Consider the following 16996-nt stretch of genomic DNA (forward strand, 5'->3'; position numbering starts at 1 on the left):
GTACAGGACCGGCGCCCCGGCGCGGTCGAGCACGCCCGCGTCCTTCGGCAGCCGGCCGAGCCGGGGCCGCAGGGTCACCGCGATCACCAGCACCACCGCGCCGACGCAGCGCTGCACGACGGTCCCGGCGATCAGCAGCCAGAACGCCAGGGCGAAGGTGCCGACGGTGACGAGGTGGATCACCCCGGCTGCGGCGGAGGCCAGCAGCCAGTCCCGGCGGGCAGTGGGGGAGCCGCCCCCGGCGGCCTGCTCCTCGTAGAGCCGGTCGGTGCGGGCGACCGCGACCCGCTCGCGCCGGGTGGGCTCGGGGGCGGCGTCCTCGCCGGGCACGAGGTTCCAGTCGCAGGCCGGGCACCAGACGAGGAAGCGCGGGTCGTCGGTCAGGGGGGCGACGCAGCGCGGGCACGGCGAACCGTGGACGGGCCTGTCGGCGGACGCCGCGGTGGGCGCCTCGGGGGAGGTGGACACGGTTGATCATGATGGCGGGCCGGGGCGCCGGTGGCCAGGGGGGTTATTCGTATCGTGACCATGCCCGTTCCCATTCGGGCCGCCCCCAGCTGCCGGGCGGCAGGCGCAGGGTGCGTCCGGACGGTGTGTGGCGGGCTCCGGCGGTCGGGGTGCCGGTGTTGATGGTCGAGGTCGATCGCTCGACCATGGCCCCGGCCGACGTCGCCGCCGTCGATCGGCCTGCCCCGGCTGCGCCGGTCGTCCTGGGGGCCTCGGTCGCTCCGGTCGCTGCTGCGCCGCGCCCCGTGGTCGAGGCCGGTCCGCATGGTGCGCAGGGTGTCCGGGACCGGGTCGTCGGTGAGGCACAGCCAGCCCAGGGCGGCGCTGACGCGGATTTCGGGCGGCCGGGCGGGGTCGGACCAGCAGGCGCGCATCCAGGCGGTGGTCGCTGTGTCCTGGTGTGCGCGGGACAGTTGGGCGATCGCCAGGACCAGGCCCGCGCGGACGGCGGGGTCGTGTTCGAGGAGCAGGCGGGTGTGGACGGCGGCCAGGATGTCGTGGGCGCGTCCGGCGGCGGCCAGGACGTAGGCGGCGGCGAGGCGCACGGCGGGGTCGGGGTCGTCGAGCGCGGGCAGGAGAAGGGCGGTGTCGGCGGTGATCGCCTCCCGGGCGGCCTGCACCGACCAGTTCTGCGGGTAGCCGGTTGGCTCGAAGAGCCAGTCGTCTCCTCTCGACCGGACCGCACTCCCGCATTCCCACTCACACCCCCCCGCTCACGCCATCGCACCATCATCGCAACCGGAACCGACACCAACCGCCGGGCCGGTACCCCGGGGAGCGGGCCCAGGAACAGCCTGTCGGCGACATGATCACGGACTCGCGGATCTCAGTAGCTGTAGCCCTCCTTGCAGAAGCTGGCGGTGACCTTGTGCGGCTTGAAGTCCGGAAGGACCGAGTGAAGGTTGGACACCTCCGGCGCGATGAGCAGCAGGTCGATGACGAGCGCGATCATCAGCAGCGGCTTGAGAGGCTGCGCCGCGGTGTTCTGACCCCGCGCCGCGGCCCACAGCAGCATGGAGAGGAACAGCGCAGCAAGTATGCCGATGGCAGGGCCGGCCCATGCGGCGACCTGTGCGGACACGGGTATCGCGGGGGTGGGAACGCACATCAGTCCGCCGACGTAGTGGCGCTGGGCCCAGAACGCGTAGACGGTGCAGGCCAGTCCGATCGGGACGGTCAGGATCGCCGTGGTGGTGAGCGGCAGCCATCGCGCGTTCGAGGATGAGCGAGCCGGGAGGGTGTTGGAGCTGTAAGCCATCTGACCAGTGCCAATCGGGATCGGGTTGCTTGTGCCCAACTTAGACTCTCGGCCGCGGCCACGATCTTCTCCCCTGCGGGCCGCGAGCCGGCAGACCGTCCCTTCGCCGAGACGGTCCGCCGGAGCGTGCGGGTCTTCGCCCACCGCACCACGACCGCGCACCCGGCGAGGCCTACCACGGCGGCGATGTCGCCGGCGGTGAATCCGGCCCGCGGGTGGGCCGCGGCCGGCGCGGGAATTCCGGCCATGGCGAGGGTGCCCATCGTCCGGATGACCGTCTGGTCGAGTGTCAGCAGCCGGCGCCGGGCGGCCGGTGGGAACTGCGCGAGGTGCGTGGACAGCGCGACCGCCAGGAACGGCGACGACGCCACCGTCCTCGGCAAGGTCGTCGCGGTCCTGCGCTGCCTTTGACGGAGATCGCGGTCCGGCGGATCGGATCCGAGAGTTCCGGTCGGCCGAGCCGCCCGGGGTCGGGGCGTTGCCGCGGCGAGATCCCGGTCTGCCGGATGTCGGCCGACGACGGCCGACCGGGTCAGGGACGGGCGGCGGTGACCAGCCAGGCAGAGGTGCGGAGCCGGACGCCGCCGGGCCCTTCGTACCCGGCGAGTGCGCCGGTCAGCGCGTCCCGGACCTGCCCGGCCGCGCTGGGGCCGTCGGTGCCGGCGGGATCGAGGAGACTCGCCAGGTGCCGCACCGGGCCCGAGCCCAGCAGGTGGTCGGCAGCGTCATCGATGTCGCGACCGAATTGTCCCCGGGCCTCGACGGGTTCGGTGCGCACGTCGGTGAAGGCTGCCTCGGCGAGGACCCGGTGGATCACCGCAGGGTCGGCGAGCGAGAACATCCCCGGCCCCGAGGGGATGCTGACGCCCTGCGCGGGGAGTTGCAGCACGGCGCGTACCGCGTCGAAGACCTGTACCCATTCCGTCCGGGCCGGGTCGGCCATGCAGACGAACGCGATCCGGCCGCCCGGGCGCAGGGCCCGGCCGATGTTGCCGAACGCCGCGACCGGGTCCTCGAAGAACATGATCCCGAAGCGGCTGATCGCGACGTCGAAGCCGGCGGTCGGCAGCGGGTGGATCTGCGCGTCGCCTTGCTCGAACGCGATCCGGTCGATGTCCTCCTCGGCGGCGAGGGCGCGGGCCCGGGCGAGCATCGGGGCGGAGAGGTCCAGACCCAGGGCCGACCCCGGCGTTGCCGCCAGGGCAGCGAGCCGGGTGGTCTGGCCGGCGCCGCAGCCCACGTCCAGCACGCGGTCTGCGGGGCGGATTCCGGCCGCCTCCAGAAGCGGGGCGTCGAACCCCTCGTTGACCGCGTTCCAGCGGTCGTGGTGATCGCTCCAGTGCCGGCCCTCGTCGCCGTTCCAGGCCTCGGACTGCTGGGTGTTGACGAGCTGACGCATGAGATCACTCCTGTCGGACAGCTAGTATGGGCATGTGCCCATATGAAGGTATGGGCACATGCCCATACATGCAACCCTGCCAGGAGGGCCTGATGTCACCACGCGGTGTAGCGATCGTCGATGTGCGGGAACGGCTCTTCGCAGCGGCCGAGCGCGTGCTGGCCCGGGAGGGGACCGCAGGCCTGACCAACCGTGCGGTCACCGCGGAGGCGGACTGCGCGAAGGGCCTGCTGTACAACCACTTCGCCGACCTGGACGACTTCATCGCGCAACTGGTCCTGGACCGCTTCGAGCGGCTCGCCGCCGAGGTTCGCCCCCTCCCGGAGCAGGCCGGACACGGCGACGTACGGGAGAACCTGTTCCGCGTGGCGCTCGCCATGCTCGGCACGCAGGGGCCGGCGCTCACGGCGACGGCGATGTCCAGGCAGGTGGTGGTGGAGCGGGTGCGGCAGGCCTGGGAGGCCGGGGCCCCCGGACCCGGCGCGGTCGAGGACGCGCTCGCCCGCTACCTGGAGGCAGAGCAACGGCTCGGCAGGATCCCCGCACACGCCGACTGCGGAATGCTCGCCCTCGCCCTCGCCGGAACGGTCCACCACCTGCGCATGCACGGCAGCACCCAGTCCGACGACAACCCCCGGCTGATCCACCGCCTGGTCGCCGCGCTCATCGCCGGACCGGACGCACCGGCCCCCTCGGCTTGACAGCCCCTGGCACAGGCGCAGCCGGCAGCGGTGCACCCGCCGCACACCGGATGCCGACGTGCGAGACGGGCGGCCGTCTCGGTCGCTGCGAGCCGGCCCGGGACGCGCGCCACCGCCCACCGGCGACGCTGCGAGCGCCGGCCACGCTCCCCGTGCAGGGCACGCCCATCCGGCGAGCGCGGCGTTCGTCGGTGGGACACCGCGCGCCGGCCGGCAGCACGGAACAGGGAGGCCGGGCCCGGACGGCGGTGCCGGATGTCCCGGTCAGTTCTGTCGGCCGTTGCGGGGGTGGGGGATGTGGGGCAGGAGGTTCCACAGGGGGCGGCCGTCGGCGGCCCAGCGGGCGAGGGCGGTGCGGTCGACGAGGTGGATGCCCTGCTCGGTTCCCCAGCGGTGGGCCTCGCGGGAGAAGCGGCCGTTGGTGACGACGACGGCGAGCTGGGCGTGGTGGGCGCGCTGGTAGGTTCCGGCGAGCGCGTACAGGACTCCGACTCCCACCGGCTTGCCGCTGATCGGGTCCCGTTTGTGCTTGCACTGCACGGCCCAGCGCCGTCCCGTCGGATCCTCGGCGAGCACGTCCACGCTCTGGTCGTTCGCCCTCCCGACCTTGCGCGCACGGCAGCCGTCGCGCTCCAGCAGGTCGCGCACCGCGAACTCGAACGCGTCCGGGGTCATGTGGTCGATCCCGCCCGGGCCGCCGAGCGCCAGGCGCAGCCGGGCGGCGCGCAGCCGGTCCTCGCGGGCGGCCAGGGCCCGGCTCCGCAGGACGACGACGGCGGCGGCGCCGGCCGTGAGGGCGACGGCGACCGGGATCCACCAGTTCGCGGCCAGCCACCGCAGGACAGCGGCCGCGGCACCGAAGGCCAGAAGTGTCAGGAGTCCGTAGGCGAGCCAGGTCGCGTCGTCGCGTCGTGCGGGTCCGCGTCCTCGGCGTCGTCGTGCCGGTGGCCTGCGGCTAGCCATGCGCTGCTCCGGGCCTGATCACGTGGGTGTCCTTCCTGCGGGCCGTCGTACCGGGAGGGGTCAGTGGGTGGCTTCGACGGCGATGCCGACGAGTTGGAGGATGGCGTGGCCCCAGGCGGTGGCGGCGATCAGGACGCCGAAGGTGACGGCGGTGAAGACGGTGAACGCCTCGTCGGTGCGGCTGCGGGCCTCGGTGCGGCGCCGGAGTCGGATGATGATGAGGATCGCGAGGAACGCCGTCGCGCTGATCGTGTACTGCACTGCCCACCCCGGCCCGTATTTGACTCTGTGTGAGGCCTCGGTCACCCGGAGCCTGCTGCATTCGGGTGAGCATGCCAGAGCGGCCACCTCGGCGGGGTCGGTTCTCTGAAATTGGCCGGACGCGAACGAGCGCGAGTTCGCGGCCGTCCGCTCCCCCCAACCGTCCTGCTTTGGTTCGCGCGGCACAGACTCGGTTCCAGGATCTCGTGGCGGCCGGGTCCGTGTCCGACTCGCCTGACCAGAGGCGATGAATTCTCCGGCCCCACAGGATGCGGGGCATGGCCCCGGCCGGGGGCGTTCGGTTCACCGGCCAGGGTCGCGTCCTACCCGCGGCGGAGCTCCAACTCCTCCAGTCCTTGGCGCGCCTGGTCGATCCAGGCCGTGAGCCGGTGCTGACGCGCGATCTGGAGAGCGCGGTCGAAGCAGTTCCTGGCGTCGTCCCACTGGGCGAAGTGAAGGTGGGCGCGGCCGGTGATGACCAGGCAGTCCGCGATGTAGCCGAAGTGTCCGAGGCGCTGCTGGATCGCCAGGGCTTCGCCGAGTGCGGTGAAGGCCTCCTCCCGGCGGTCGAGGGCGCGAAGCGCGTCGCCGAGATTGGCCAGGGTGATGGCGGTGTTGGGAAGGTTTCCGTGCGCGCGCCAGAGTTCGAGCGCACCGCGGAGGTGGGTCTCCGCGGCCGGGAAGTCGCGGGCCGCCAGGAGGGAGAGGGCCATGGTGCTCAGGACGAGGCCTTCGTCGTCGCGTGTGCCGCTCGCGCGTTGCCGCTCCAGGGCCTGCCGGGCGTAGCTCAGAGCCTGTGCGGTCCGGCCCAGCTGGTTGTGTCCGTTGGAGAGATCCGACAGCAGACTTACCGGGACGGATCCGTCGTCGATCTTCTCGAACAGAGCCAGGGCGGTATGCAGGGCTTCGACGGCCTGCTCGGTGCGGTACGCCATGCCGTGGCCGGCGCCGATCCGGCGGAGCAGCCAGGCCTGGCCCTCCAGGTCGTCGTGCCGTTCGGCGATCTGCAGGGCCAGGCGCAGACAGGCGTCCGCTTCGCCGGTCCACCAGTAGTGCCTCACGTATCCCATCAGCCCGATGGCGACGCGCCAGGCGAGGCCAGGGCGGCTGCAGTGCGCGGCCTGCCGGATCGTCTCCTTGATGTGGACGAGCTCCTGTACGCACCACTGCAGGGCTTGTTCCGCGCTGGTGAAGGCGGGCAGTGGGGCCGGGGGAGTTTCGGCTGCGAACGATGCACCGTGACCCTTTTGTATCGCGCGGCTGGCATCGGCCAGTGCCGCCGCGTACCAGCGCATCAGACGGATTCGGGCGGCGTCACGGGTTTCGTGGGTCTCCTCCTCCTCGACGCGTTCGGCGGCGTACTCGCCCAGCAGGTCGTGGAACCGGTACTGCAAGGGCCCGGGACTCTGCAGCAGGTGGACGTCGACCAGTTCTTCGAGCAGGTCTGCCGTCAGCCCGACGGAACGCCCGATGAGCGCGGCGGCGGACTCGACGGTGAACACGAAGCCCGGCCACAGTCCCAGCAGCCGGAATGCCCGGGCGGTTTCGAGCCCCGAGGAGTCGTCGCCGAGGGCGAGATAGCTGGAGGCGAATGTGGCACGCACACCCAGGTGGCCCGCCGACAGCGCCCGCAGCCGGCCGTCGCCCGCAGCCAGGCGCTGTGCCAGTGTCCCCAGGGGCCAGCCCGGCCTCGCGGCGAGACGGGCACCGGTGATCCGCAGCGCCAGGGGATGCCCCGCGCACGCAGCCAGCAGCCGCAGCGCGCCGTCCGGGTCCTGCGCCATCCGGCCCGGGCCGCACAGCGCGGAGAGCAGCGCGCGCTGCTCCTCGACGTCCAGCGGGTCCAGTCCGAACTGCGCGGCGCCGGGCAGCTCGGTGAGGGTGCTGCGGGTGGTGACGAGCACCGCGCAGGGGCCGCTGCCCGGCAGCAGCGGCAGCACCTGCTCGGCGTCGCGCGCGTTGTCGAGGACCAGCAGGACACGCCGGGCGGCCAGGACGGTGCGCAGCAGGGCGGAGCGTTCGTCGGTGTGTTCGGGAATCGGCCGGTTTCGGGTCTCGACCTGGTCCCCGTGGCCGAGACCGGTGAGGAAGCCCGCCAGGACGTCGTGCGGTTCGCGGGGCTCGCCCTTGCCGAAGCCGCGCAGGTCGACGTAGAGCTGCCCGTCGGGGAACAGGTGCCGCACCCGGTGGGCTGCGTGGACGGCGAGGGCGGTCTTGCCGATGCCACCCATGCCGGAGAGGACGAGCACGGCGGGGGAGCCGACGGTGGCGGCAGCCGTCAGACGGTCGGTCAGCTGCCTCAGTTCGTCCGCGCGGCCGGTGAAGTCCGCAGTGTCTGCGGGGAGTTGTGCGGGGGAGGTCGCGGAACTCGCCGCAGTGTCTGCGGCAAGTTGTGCGGGGGAGGTCGCGGAACTCGCCGCGAGCTGCTCGTCGGCGCTGCCGTCATCGTCGGCGGAGCTGTTCGCTGGTTCGTCGGGGACGGCGGCGAACGGTTCGGGTCGCCGGAGAAGCGCGGGGTCGCGAACCAGTACCTGCTGGTGGACGGTTCGCAGGGCCGGTCCCGGGTCGGTGCCCAGTTCTTCGGCAAGCCGGACACGGACCTCCTCGAAGACCGACAAGGCGTCGGCCTGGCGCCCGCCCTGGTAGAGCGCAGTGATCAACTGCACGTGGAACTCCTCGTGCAGCGGATACTCGGCGACCCGACGGGCGAGTTCGGGCACCGCCTCCGCATGCCGCCCCTGACACAGCTCCGCCTCGAACCGCCACTCCAGTACCTGCAGGCGGGCCTGCAGCAGATGCCGCACCTCGGGGTCGAGACCGAGAACAGCGGGCAGGTCGGACAGCGGCTCACCGCGCCAGAGCGCCGCCGCGGCCGCGGTGTGCCGGCTGACGGCCGGCCAGTCCCGCTCCTCGCGGGCGGCCCGGGCACGACCGAGCAACGCTGTGAAGTCCCGGACATCGAGCTCGCCGTCGTCGACCCGCAGCAGATAGCCGTTCGGCACCGAGCGAAGCCTCCCGCCCTCTGCAGCCAGGGCCTGACGCAGCCGCCTCACGTGGTTGTGCAACGACGCGGTCGCACTGGCCGGTTGTTCCTCGCCCCACAGCGCGTTGCGCAGGCTGCCGAGTGAGACCGGCCGGTTGGCCTGGAAGAGCAGTGCGGCGAGCAGCGCCCTGCTCTTGGCGCCGCGCACCTCCAGAGTCCGCTCGCCGTCGTGCACCGTCACGGTACCGAGCAGTCCGAACCTCATCCCTGTGCCCCCGTCGCCCCTGTGTCCCCACAGCCCGTCGCCCCCTGTGCCCCCACAGCCCGTTGCCCCTGTGTCCCCACAGCCCGTCGACCTTCGGCCGACAGCACACGTTGACGATCAGTTAGCCGGATGTTAGGTCCAGTCGAACGGCCCTGGCAAACCGCTCTGCCCGCGGCCCACCGAGCCGGTGAAAAAACCGGGATGACCGCCCTGACCAGCATCGATCCAGGCTCGACGACGCTGCGCGGCCCGTGGCGGCACTCGTTGACGGGTTGTTGTCGTGATGTGCGCGAGCGGCGTCAAGATCGTTGTGTCGGCTCCAGCCACCACCACCGAATCAGGAGTACTCCCTTGCCCGCCAAGACCCCCAAGCTCGTCCGCATAGCCCTCGCCGCCGTCGTCGCGGCCTCCGGAGCGATCGCCACCACGGCCGTCACGACCACCGCCGCCCACGCGGTCGGCACGTCCTCGACCGGCGGCCAGATCACGCGTTCCGAGATCATCGCCCGCGCCCAGTCCTGGGTCGACGAGGGCGTGCCGTACGACCAGGACAGCGACTGGAGCGACAGCAACGGCAAGTACCGCCAGGACTGCTCCGGTCTGGTGTCGATGGCCTGGCACATCGACACCAGCGGCACCAACTACGGTTTCACGACCGAGACGATGGAGCAGTTCGCCACCCAGCTCGGCAGCCTGGACGACCTCAAGCAGGGCGACGCCATCAACAACGTCAGGACGCACACCGTGCTGTTCGACCGGTGGACCGACTCCAGCCACTCCACCGCCATGGTCTACGAGGAGGCGCACAAGGGCACGAACGCCCGGTACCGGGCCATGGACCGCAGCGAAATGACCGCCGGTGGCTTCCTGCCCTTCCGCTACGGCAACGTCCTCGACGTCACGCTCCACTACTCGCAGACGGCGGCGGCGGACTTCACGGGTGACGGGAAGGCGGACATCATCGCCCGGGACGATTCGACCGGGAACCTGATGATGTGGGTGCACAACGCGGGTGCTTCGTACTCCTCGCCCAAGGTGGTGTCGGGTGGTTGGAACTTCTCCGGGACGACGGTGGGTGACTTCAACGGCGACGGGAAGGCGGACATCGTCGCGAAGGGCACGGACGGCAGCCTGTACATGTGGTACGGGAACGGTGACGGCACGTTCGGTGCGCCGCACAAGGTGACGGGTGGTTGGGACTACACGCAGACCGCTGCCGCCGACTTCGACGGGGACGGCAAGGTCGACCTGATCGCCAAGGGCTCGGACGGCAATCTCCGCATGTGGCCGGGCAACGGCGACGGCACCTTCGGTGCACCGCACGTGCAGACCGGCGGCTGGGACTACACGGAGACGCGGGCCGCCGACTTCAACGGCGACGGGAAGGCCGACATCATCGCCCGTGACGCGGGCGGCAACCTGGTGATGTGGCTGCACAACTCCAATGGTTCGTTCGGGGCGCCCCAGCAGATCACCGGCGGTTGGAACTACAGCCAGACGGCCGCCGCCGACATCGACGGCAACGGCAAGGCCGACCTGATCGGCCGTGACGACACCACCGGCAACCTCATGGTGTGGGCCGGCAACGGCGACGGCACCTTCGCCCGCTCCTTCACCCTCACCAGCGGTTGGTAGCACACCTCGTCATCGACTGACGCATCGCCATGCAATCCCTATCGAAGGAAACACAGTTGAAGAAGTCCACTGCAGCGCCCGTCGTCGCCGCATTCGTGACCGCCGCACTGGTGGGGGCCGCCGGGTCGGCGAACGCCGCCTCGCTGAGCACCTGGGACAAGGTCGCCCAGTGCGAGAGCAGCGGCCAGTGGGACATCGTCGATGTCGTCGGTGGAGTCACCTACTACGGTGGTCTGCAGTTCGACAGGGGAACCTGGGAAGCGTACGGGGGCACCGCGTACGCGCCCTACGCCAACCAGGCGACCAAGCAGCAGCAGATCCTGATAGCCGAGAAGGTCCTCGCCAAGCAGGGCGAAGGCGCGTGGCCTCAGTGCGGCCCGAAGTCCGGCCTTGGCGCAGACACCGCGGACCCGTACCCGGGGACGGTCCTCCACTACTCGCAGACGGCGGCGGCGGACTTCACGGGTGACGGGAAGGCGGACATCATCGCCCGGGACGATTCGACCGGGAACCTGATGATGTGGGTGCACAACGCGGGTGCTTCGTACTCCTCGCCCAAGGTGGTGTCGGGTGGCTGGAACTTCTCCGGGACGACGGTGGGTGACTTCAACGGCGACGGGAAGGCGGACATCGTCGCGAAGGGCACGGACGGCAGCCTGGACATGTGGTACGGGAACGGTGACGGCACGTTCGGTGCGCCGCACAAGGTGACGGGTGGTTGGGACTACACGCAGACCGCCGCTGCCGACTTCGACGGGGACGGCAAGGTCGACCTGATCGCCAAGGGCTCGGACGGCAATCTCCGCATGTGGCCGGGCAACGGCGACGGCACCTTCGGTGCACCGCACGTGCAGACCGGCGGCTGGGACTACACGGAGACGCGGGCCGCCGACTTCAACGGCGACGGGAAGGCCGACATCATCGCCCGTGACGCGGGCGGCAACCTGGTGATGTGGCTGCACAACTCCAATGGTTCGTTCGGCGCGCCCCAGCAGATCACCGGCGGCTGGAACTTCAGCCAGACGGCCGCCGCCGACATCGACGGCAACGGCAAGGCCGACCTGATCGGCCGTGACGACACCACCGGCAACCTCATGGTCTGGGCCGGCAACGGCGACGGCACCTTCACCCGCTCCTTCACCCTCACCAGCGGCTGGTAACACACGGTCGGCTGCCTCCCCGGACCGCCGGGGAGGCAGCCGGCCGTACCACTGATCGCCACATCACCTCGAAGGACCGTATGAACATCCTCCGCCGAACACCTCGCGCCGCCGAACGCCCGATCGCGGCGCTGGCGGCGCTGTCCGCCCTGGGCGCCTGCCTGATGTCCCTGGGAGCGGCCCCCGCACTGGCCGCGACCCAGGGCAGCCCGCTCACCGCCCTGTTCGACAACACCGCCGTCACCGCGGACACCGACACCTCGGCCGGTGACCTCGACGGCGACGGCGACACCCTCTCCGCCTCCGACCTCGACGCGGCGGGCTGGTCCCGGAGTGCGCGGATCACCGTCAGCGGCGCCACCTTCTCCCGGGCCGATGTGGATCCCGGCCGCCCGGACAACGTCCTCGCCTCCGGCCAGACCGTCGCGGTCAGCGGCAGCGGCAGCGCGCTGAGCTTCCTGGCCACCGCCGCCAACGGCCCCGTGACCGGCAGCGGAACGGTGCGCTACAGCGACGGAACGAGTAGTGGCTACCGCCTCACCGTGGGCGACTGGGCCCAGGGTGACGCCGCCGAAGCGGCTCTCACCCTCCCGCACCGCAACACCGCCTCCGGCCCGCGGACCGCTGACGCCCGGCTCTACGCGGTCTCAGTCCCGATCGTCCGGGGCAAGGCCGTCACCTCGGTCACCCTGCCGAACGTCGGCGGGGTACTCGGCAGCGGTAGGCCGTCCCTGCACGTCTTCGGCCTTGCCCTGCGCGACACCACGTCCGCCCCCGACGGAAAGACCTGGGAGGCGAGTTGGGCGGCAGCGATGGGTGTGGCCAGTCCCGTGCCGCAGAGCGGCGGCTGGACCGGGCAGACCCTGCGGATGACCGTCCACCCGAACCTCGCGGGGGACACGGTCCGGATCAGACTGACCAACGCCCTCTCACCGTCTCCGGTCACCTTCGGGCACGTCACCCTGGCCGTCCAGGCCGATCACGGAACCCCGAAGGCCACCCCGGTGTCGCTGACCTTCGACGGCTCCCAGCAGACCGTGGTGCCGGCCGGCGGCGAAGTCCACAGCGACCCGATCGCCTTCCCGATCAGCCAGGGCGACAACCTCCTGGTCAGCGTCTACCTGCCCGGACCGGTACGGGTCGCGCCGATGCACGACTGGGCACTGAGCACCTCGTACACCACCGAGCCCGGCGCGGGCGACCACAGCGCCGACGCCGACGCGACCGGGTACCCCGGGCAGTTCCAGTTCTGGACCTTCCTCACGGGTGTCGACGTCGCGAACGACAACGGCGGCGGCACCGTCGTCGCGCTCGGCGACTCCCAAACCGACGGTGGTCACACCGCCGTGGACGCCAACCATCGATGGCCCGACTACTACGCCGCCGACGTTCGCGCCGGCTCACCGAACACAGGCGTGGCCAATGTCGGTCTCTCCGCGAACTCGCTGCTCACCGACACCGCCGGCGGGGCCGGGGTGAGCGCGCTCAACCGCCTCGACCGCGACGTCTTCGCCCAGCCCGACGCCCGGACCCTGGTGCTGTACGAGGGCATCAACGACATCGGTCTGCACAACGCCTCCGCCACCGATCTGATCAGCGGAGTCCGGCAGGTCGCGGCCCGGGCGCACGCCTACGGGATGCGTGTGCTCGTCGCGACCATCCCGCCGTTCGGCGGCAGTACCCACTACAGCGACGCCGGGGAGAACGTCCGGCAGGCCGTCAACGGCTACCTCCGCTCCTCCCACGACGTCGACGGCTGTGCGGATTTCGACCTGGCGGCACGCGATCCGCTGATGCCCAGCCGCCTCCGGGACGGCCTCTACGACCGGAACGACAACCTGCACTTCAACGACACCGGCACCAAGCTCCTCGCCGACACCCTCGCCCGGGGCACCCCTGGCGTCGCCACCGCGATGTCCCAGACCGCGATCGGCGACATCAACGGCGACGGTGTCGCCGACCTCATCGCCCGCGAGGACTCCACCGGCAGCCTGAAGGCCTGGTACGGCAGTGGCGACGGAACCTTCAGCGGCCCTGCCGTCGTCACCGGCGGTTGGCGGGACTTCTCGGAGACGACCCTCGCCGACTTCACCGGCGACGGCCTGGCGGACATCCTCGCCAAGGGCCCGGACAACGTCCTCCACCTCTGGAAGGGCAACGGCGACGGGACCTTCGCCCACCCCGTCCAGGTCACCTCGGGCTGGAACTTCACCCAGACCACCTCCGCCGACTTCGACGGGGACGGCAAGACCGACCTGGTGGCCAAGGGCGCGGACAACAACCTCTACATCTGGCCCGGCCACGGCGACGGCACCTTCGGCTCCCCTTCCAGACTCACCTCGGGCTGGAACTTCACCCAGACCACCTCCGCCGACTTCAACGGCGACGGCCAGGCCGACCTCGTCGCCCGAAGCGCCGACGGCATCCTGTGGATGTGGACCCACAACCCCGGCGGCTCCTTCAACACCCCCGTCAAACTGACCGACGGCTGGACCTACACCCAGACCGTCGCCGGCCGCACCACCAAGGGCGGCAAGGCCGACCTCCTCGCCCGCGACGACTCCACCGGTGTCCTGAAGCGGTGGCCCGGCGACGGCAACACCGGCTTCGTCCGGCCCACCGACCTCACCGCCGGATGGTGACCGCTGAGCTTCCCCGTTGAGCGGGAGGCGGTGACTACCCGCAGGCCGAGGGCGGAGAGCAGGGCCGCGCCGTAGGCCCTGGGCTTGCCTTTCTCCTCCAGGACTCCGTACTCCAGGGTGAACCAGTACGCGTCGCTGATCATCTGCAGCACGTCCGGGTTCTCGATTCGCACCGCCGCCTGCCCGATCAGCCGGTAGAGGTCGGCGAACTGCGGGTGGGCGAGGTGGATGCCGTGGCCGAGGACGTCGTGGATGACATCGGGTTCGGGCGTGTACAGCGGCACCGCCGGGTGGCGGACGAACCGCACCGCGTGGAAGTACCCGCGGGCCATCGACCCGAAGAACCGCTCGTTGGCGACCGCACCACCTGCCAGAGTGAAGTCGAAACCCGTCAGGGCCCGCAGCCGCGCGCCGACCTCGGAGTGCTGCGGGACTCCGTCCGGCGGGCTCGGGGCCCGTTCCCTTGTGCGAGACCGGCCGGCGGTCGAGGACACGTCGCACCAGCAGGCATCCGGTGAAACGTCAGCCGGGCATCAGCGTGGGCCACCAGGACCTCCGAGGTGAGTGAAGTCGGCAAACTCCACTACGCCCGGAGGTCCTCCCGTGATCAACGGCCACCGGCTCCTGTCACCGACGTGTCGACCGAGTACGACTAGGCGGCGAGGGCGACGCGCCTCGGTGCCCGGCGGCGGCCGGAGGAGCCCTGGTTGTCGCGGCCCGCGACAGTCGCGCGGGTGTCACCGGCCGCGTGGGCGGGGCGGTTGCGGCGGTTGCGGCTCGTGGACGGGCTGCGGCGGGGGCGTTCGACGGCGGGGTCGGCGATGACGACGGGCACGCCGGTGGGGATGCGGGCGCCGGTGATGCGGGTCAGGTCCTCGTCGCCGGCGCTGACGCGGGTGGTGACGGGGGTGATGGCGGCCGTGTTCATCAGGCGGGCCATCGCGCGGCGCTGGTTGGGCAGCACCAGCGTGACGACGGTGCCGGACTCGCCGGCCCGGGCGGTGCGTCCGCCGCGGTGCAGGTAGTCCTTGTGGTCTGTCGGCGGGTCGAGATTGACGACCAGGTCGAGCCCGTCGACGTGGATGCCCCGGGCGGCGACGTTGGTCGCGATCAGCGCGGTCACCTCTCCGCTGCGGAACTGCTCCAGGGTGCGGGTGCGCTGGGGCTGGGACTTGCCGCCGTGCAGGGCCGCGGCCTTCACTCCGTTCGCGAGCAGGTCCTCCACCAGGCGGTCCGCGCCGTGCTTGGTGTCGGTGAACATGATCACTCCGCCGTCGCGGGAGGCGATGTGGGCGATCGTGGCGTTCTTGTCGTGGTTCTGCACGTGCAGCACGTGGTGCTCCATGGTGCTGACCGCTCCTGCGGACGGGTCCACCGAGTGGGTGACCGGGTCCTTGAGGAAGCGCCGCACCAGGCGGTCGACGTTGCGGTCCAGGGTGGCGGAGAACAGCATCGTCTGGCCGCCTTCGGCGACCTGGTCGAGGAGTTCCGTGACCTGCGGCAGGAACCCCATGTCGGCCATCTGGTCGGCCTCGTCGAGGACGGTGATGCCGACGCCGTCCAGCTGGCAGTCGCCGCGTTGGATCAGGTCCTTGAGCCGGCCCGGGGTGGCCACCACGACCTCCGCCCCGCGGTTCAGCGCCTGGGCCTGGCGTCGGATCGACGTCCCGCCCACCACGGCCGCCATCCGCAGTCGCACCGCGTGGGCGAACGGAGTGAGGGCGTCGGTGACCTGCTGCGCGAGCTCGCGGGTGGGGACCAGGACGAGGGCCAGCGGGCGGCGCGGTTCGGCGCGCCGGCCGGCGGTGCGGGCCAGCACGGGGAGGCCGAACGCGAGGGTCTTGCCGGACCCGGTGCGGCCCCGTCCGAGGAGGTCCCGTCCGGCCAGCGAGTTCGGCAGCGTCGCGGCCTGGATCGGGAACGGTGCGGTGACGCCGTGCCGGGTCAGGGTGGAGAGCAGTGCCTTGGGCAGGTCCAGTTCGTCGAACGCTTCGACGGCCGGGAGCGCCGGGGTGGTGCTCACCGGCATCGCGAACTCGCCTTGCGGAGTGGAACCCTGGCGGCTGCTACGACCGCGGGCGGGGCGGTCGCCGTAGAACGAGCTGCCGCCGGAGCGGGATCCGTAGGTGCCGCTGGAGCGGGAGGATTCCGAGGAGCGGGAGTCGGCGTTCCGGTACGGGGAGCGACTGGAGCGGTTCATGTGAAACCTTCCTGGGGCGGCACGTCGCGAGGATGCTCCGCAGCGCGGTGCGCCGGCAGGAGGCCGCAAGGGAACGGGCCGAAAGTGTGAGGAACGGGCGTGGACGGTGGAACCGTGCGGCACGTCACCGACGGTCGCCGCTCACCGCGGAGGGCGGGAGCGAAGAACCTCGAACCGTGAGCTGTCACGGCAGGGCGGCGATCCGGACGCGGCGCCGTGCGTCTCGCGTGGGGATGGCCGCCGGTGGCGGAGCCAGGGGCCGGAAACGGCCGGGAAGCGCGTCGTGGCGCAATGCGGAGGGGCCCGCACCGGGCATCATGTACGCGGTGCGGGCCCCTCGCTACCAGGCGGGTGCCGTGGCAGGAACTACAGCGGACGGATGTTCTCGGCCTGCGGGCCCTTCTGGCCCTGCGTGACGTCGAACTCCACCTTCTGGCCCTCGAGCAGCTCACGGAAGCCGTTGGCGTTGATGTTCGAGTAGTGGGCGAAGACGTCAGCGCCGCCACCGTCCTGCTCGATGAAGCCGAAGCCCTTTTCCGCGTTGAACCACTTCACAGTGCCATTAGCCATAAAGAATTCTCCTTCAAGGGGCTGTCCGAAGCGAGCACAGCGCGCGCTTCGAGTCGCCGCGATGAGCACCCACCCGGGGAAGAGCCGGGAAACAAAAAGGCGCCTGCGAAACATCAGCAGGCGCACACAAAGTTCATGGGAACCACTACTGCAACTAGAACGACTCTAGCAGGCCCAGGCCCGCAGCGGGCGGAAATTCCACCCGGACCCTTCCGGACCCCTTCCCCCGGGGCCGCCGGGTGCGGGGCGAGAGGGCCGTCAACACCCTTGCAAAGATGACTGGTTGGGCATGAATACCGCCTCCTGGGAGCCGACCGACCCGCGCTCCCCCGGAAGGGTGAGTCGTGCGGTAGCTGAGCACCCGCCCCCACCACGACAGACCCGCGAAAGCGACGCACCACGCCCACCGGCCCCATCCGGGGGCGCACTGGACGGTTTGCGCAGAATTCCTG

13 protein-coding genes and 2 pseudogenes are annotated in these 16996 nt (G+C 71.2%); 5 read left to right on the forward strand and 10 right to left on the reverse strand.

The window, feature by feature from the left end; all coding sequences use genetic code 11:
• The 3 genes and pseudogenes from ACFV04_RS22175 to ACFV04_RS22185 all read right to left on the reverse strand — a co-directional run.
• Positions 1-468 (reverse strand): annotated as a pseudogene (locus ACFV04_RS22175) (hypothetical protein); the annotation flags it as partial.
• Positions 381-1127 (reverse strand): HEAT repeat domain-containing protein, encoded by a 747-nt coding sequence (locus ACFV04_RS22180; protein WP_380531428.1) that lies wholly within the window; start codon positions 1125-1127, stop codon positions 381-383. The gene ACFV04_RS22180 and the pseudogene ACFV04_RS22175, both read right to left, overlap by 88 nt.
• Positions 1128-1333: 206 nt before the next feature.
• The gene (locus tag ACFV04_RS22185; RefSeq protein WP_380531431.1) at positions 1334-1765 is read right to left on the reverse strand and encodes a hypothetical protein; all 432 of its coding nucleotides are present in this window, start codon (positions 1763-1765) and stop codon (positions 1334-1336) included.
• Positions 1766-2011: 246 nt separating this feature from the next.
• Here ACFV04_RS22185 and ACFV04_RS22190 point away from each other — a divergent pair, with 246 nt between their 5' ends.
• Positions 2012-2176, forward strand: a complete 165-nt coding sequence (locus ACFV04_RS22190) for a hypothetical protein (protein ID WP_380531434.1) — start codon at positions 2012-2014, stop codon at positions 2174-2176.
• 121 nt (positions 2177-2297) lie between these two features.
• On the opposite strand, the gene ACFV04_RS22195 is transcribed toward ACFV04_RS22190, so the two are convergent.
• The gene (locus ACFV04_RS22195; protein ID WP_380531437.1) at positions 2298-3164 is read right to left on the reverse strand and encodes a methyltransferase domain-containing protein; all 867 of its coding nucleotides are present in this window, start codon (positions 3162-3164) and stop codon (positions 2298-2300) included.
• Positions 3165-3256: 92 nt separating this feature from the next.
• On the opposite strand from ACFV04_RS22195, the gene ACFV04_RS22200 reads away from it, so the two are divergent.
• Complete coding sequence (locus ACFV04_RS22200; protein ID WP_380348136.1) at positions 3257-3865, forward strand: TetR/AcrR family transcriptional regulator; 609 nt, start codon at positions 3257-3259, stop codon at positions 3863-3865.
• Between the two features lie 264 nt (positions 3866-4129).
• Here the strand turns inward: ACFV04_RS22200 and ACFV04_RS22205 are convergent, their stop codons facing one another.
• From ACFV04_RS22205 to ACFV04_RS22215, 3 genes are all read right to left on the reverse strand, one after another.
• On the reverse strand, positions 4130-4828 hold the full coding sequence (locus ACFV04_RS22205; RefSeq protein WP_380531440.1) for a restriction endonuclease: 699 nt from the start codon (positions 4826-4828) through the stop codon (positions 4130-4132).
• 60 nt (positions 4829-4888) lie between these two features.
• Entirely contained in the window at positions 4889-5089 is a 201-nt protein-coding gene (locus ACFV04_RS22210; protein WP_360268252.1) for a hypothetical protein, read from the reverse strand.
• Between the two features lie 323 nt (positions 5090-5412).
• Entirely contained in the window at positions 5413-8337 is a 2925-nt protein-coding gene (locus ACFV04_RS22215; RefSeq protein WP_380531443.1) for a BTAD domain-containing putative transcriptional regulator, read from the reverse strand.
• A gap of 351 nt (positions 8338-8688) precedes the next feature.
• Here ACFV04_RS22215 and ACFV04_RS22220 point away from each other — a divergent pair, with 351 nt between their 5' ends.
• The 3 genes from ACFV04_RS22220 (at position 8689) to ACFV04_RS22230 (ending at position 13774) form a co-directional block, all read left to right on the forward strand.
• Positions 8689-9972: an FG-GAP repeat domain-containing protein gene (locus tag ACFV04_RS22220; RefSeq protein ID WP_380531446.1), complete on the forward strand. Its 1284-nt coding sequence runs from the start codon at positions 8689-8691 to the stop codon at positions 9970-9972.
• A gap of 56 nt (positions 9973-10028) precedes the next feature.
• A complete protein-coding gene (locus ACFV04_RS22225; protein WP_380531448.1) occupies positions 10029-11132 on the forward strand; it encodes an FG-GAP-like repeat-containing protein in 1104 nt (367 codons plus the stop codon).
• 80 nt (positions 11133-11212) lie between these two features.
• Positions 11213-13774 (forward strand): FG-GAP-like repeat-containing protein, encoded by a 2562-nt coding sequence (locus ACFV04_RS22230; protein WP_380531451.1) that lies wholly within the window; start codon positions 11213-11215, stop codon positions 13772-13774.
• Between the two features lie 53 nt (positions 13775-13827).
• Here the strand turns inward: ACFV04_RS22230 and ACFV04_RS22235 are convergent.
• The 3 genes and pseudogenes from ACFV04_RS22235 to ACFV04_RS22245 all read right to left on the reverse strand — a co-directional run.
• A pseudogene (locus ACFV04_RS22235) lies at positions 13828-14268 on the reverse strand (phenylalanine 4-monooxygenase); the annotation flags it as partial.
• Positions 14269-14426: 158 nt separating this feature from the next.
• Positions 14427-15974, reverse strand: coding sequence for a DEAD/DEAH box helicase (locus ACFV04_RS22240; RefSeq protein ID WP_380346052.1), 1548 nt, complete (start codon positions 15972-15974; stop codon positions 14427-14429).
• 366 nt (positions 15975-16340) lie between these two features.
• Positions 16341-16544, reverse strand: coding sequence for a cold-shock protein (locus ACFV04_RS22245; RefSeq protein ID WP_099897249.1), 204 nt, complete (start codon positions 16542-16544; stop codon positions 16341-16343).
• Between the last annotated feature and the right edge of the window lie 452 nt (positions 16545-16996).

The sequence above is a fragment of the Kitasatospora sp. NPDC059599 genome (genome assembly GCF_042735125.1).
Classification (GTDB): Bacteria; Actinomycetota; Actinomycetes; order Streptomycetales; family Streptomycetaceae; genus Kitasatospora.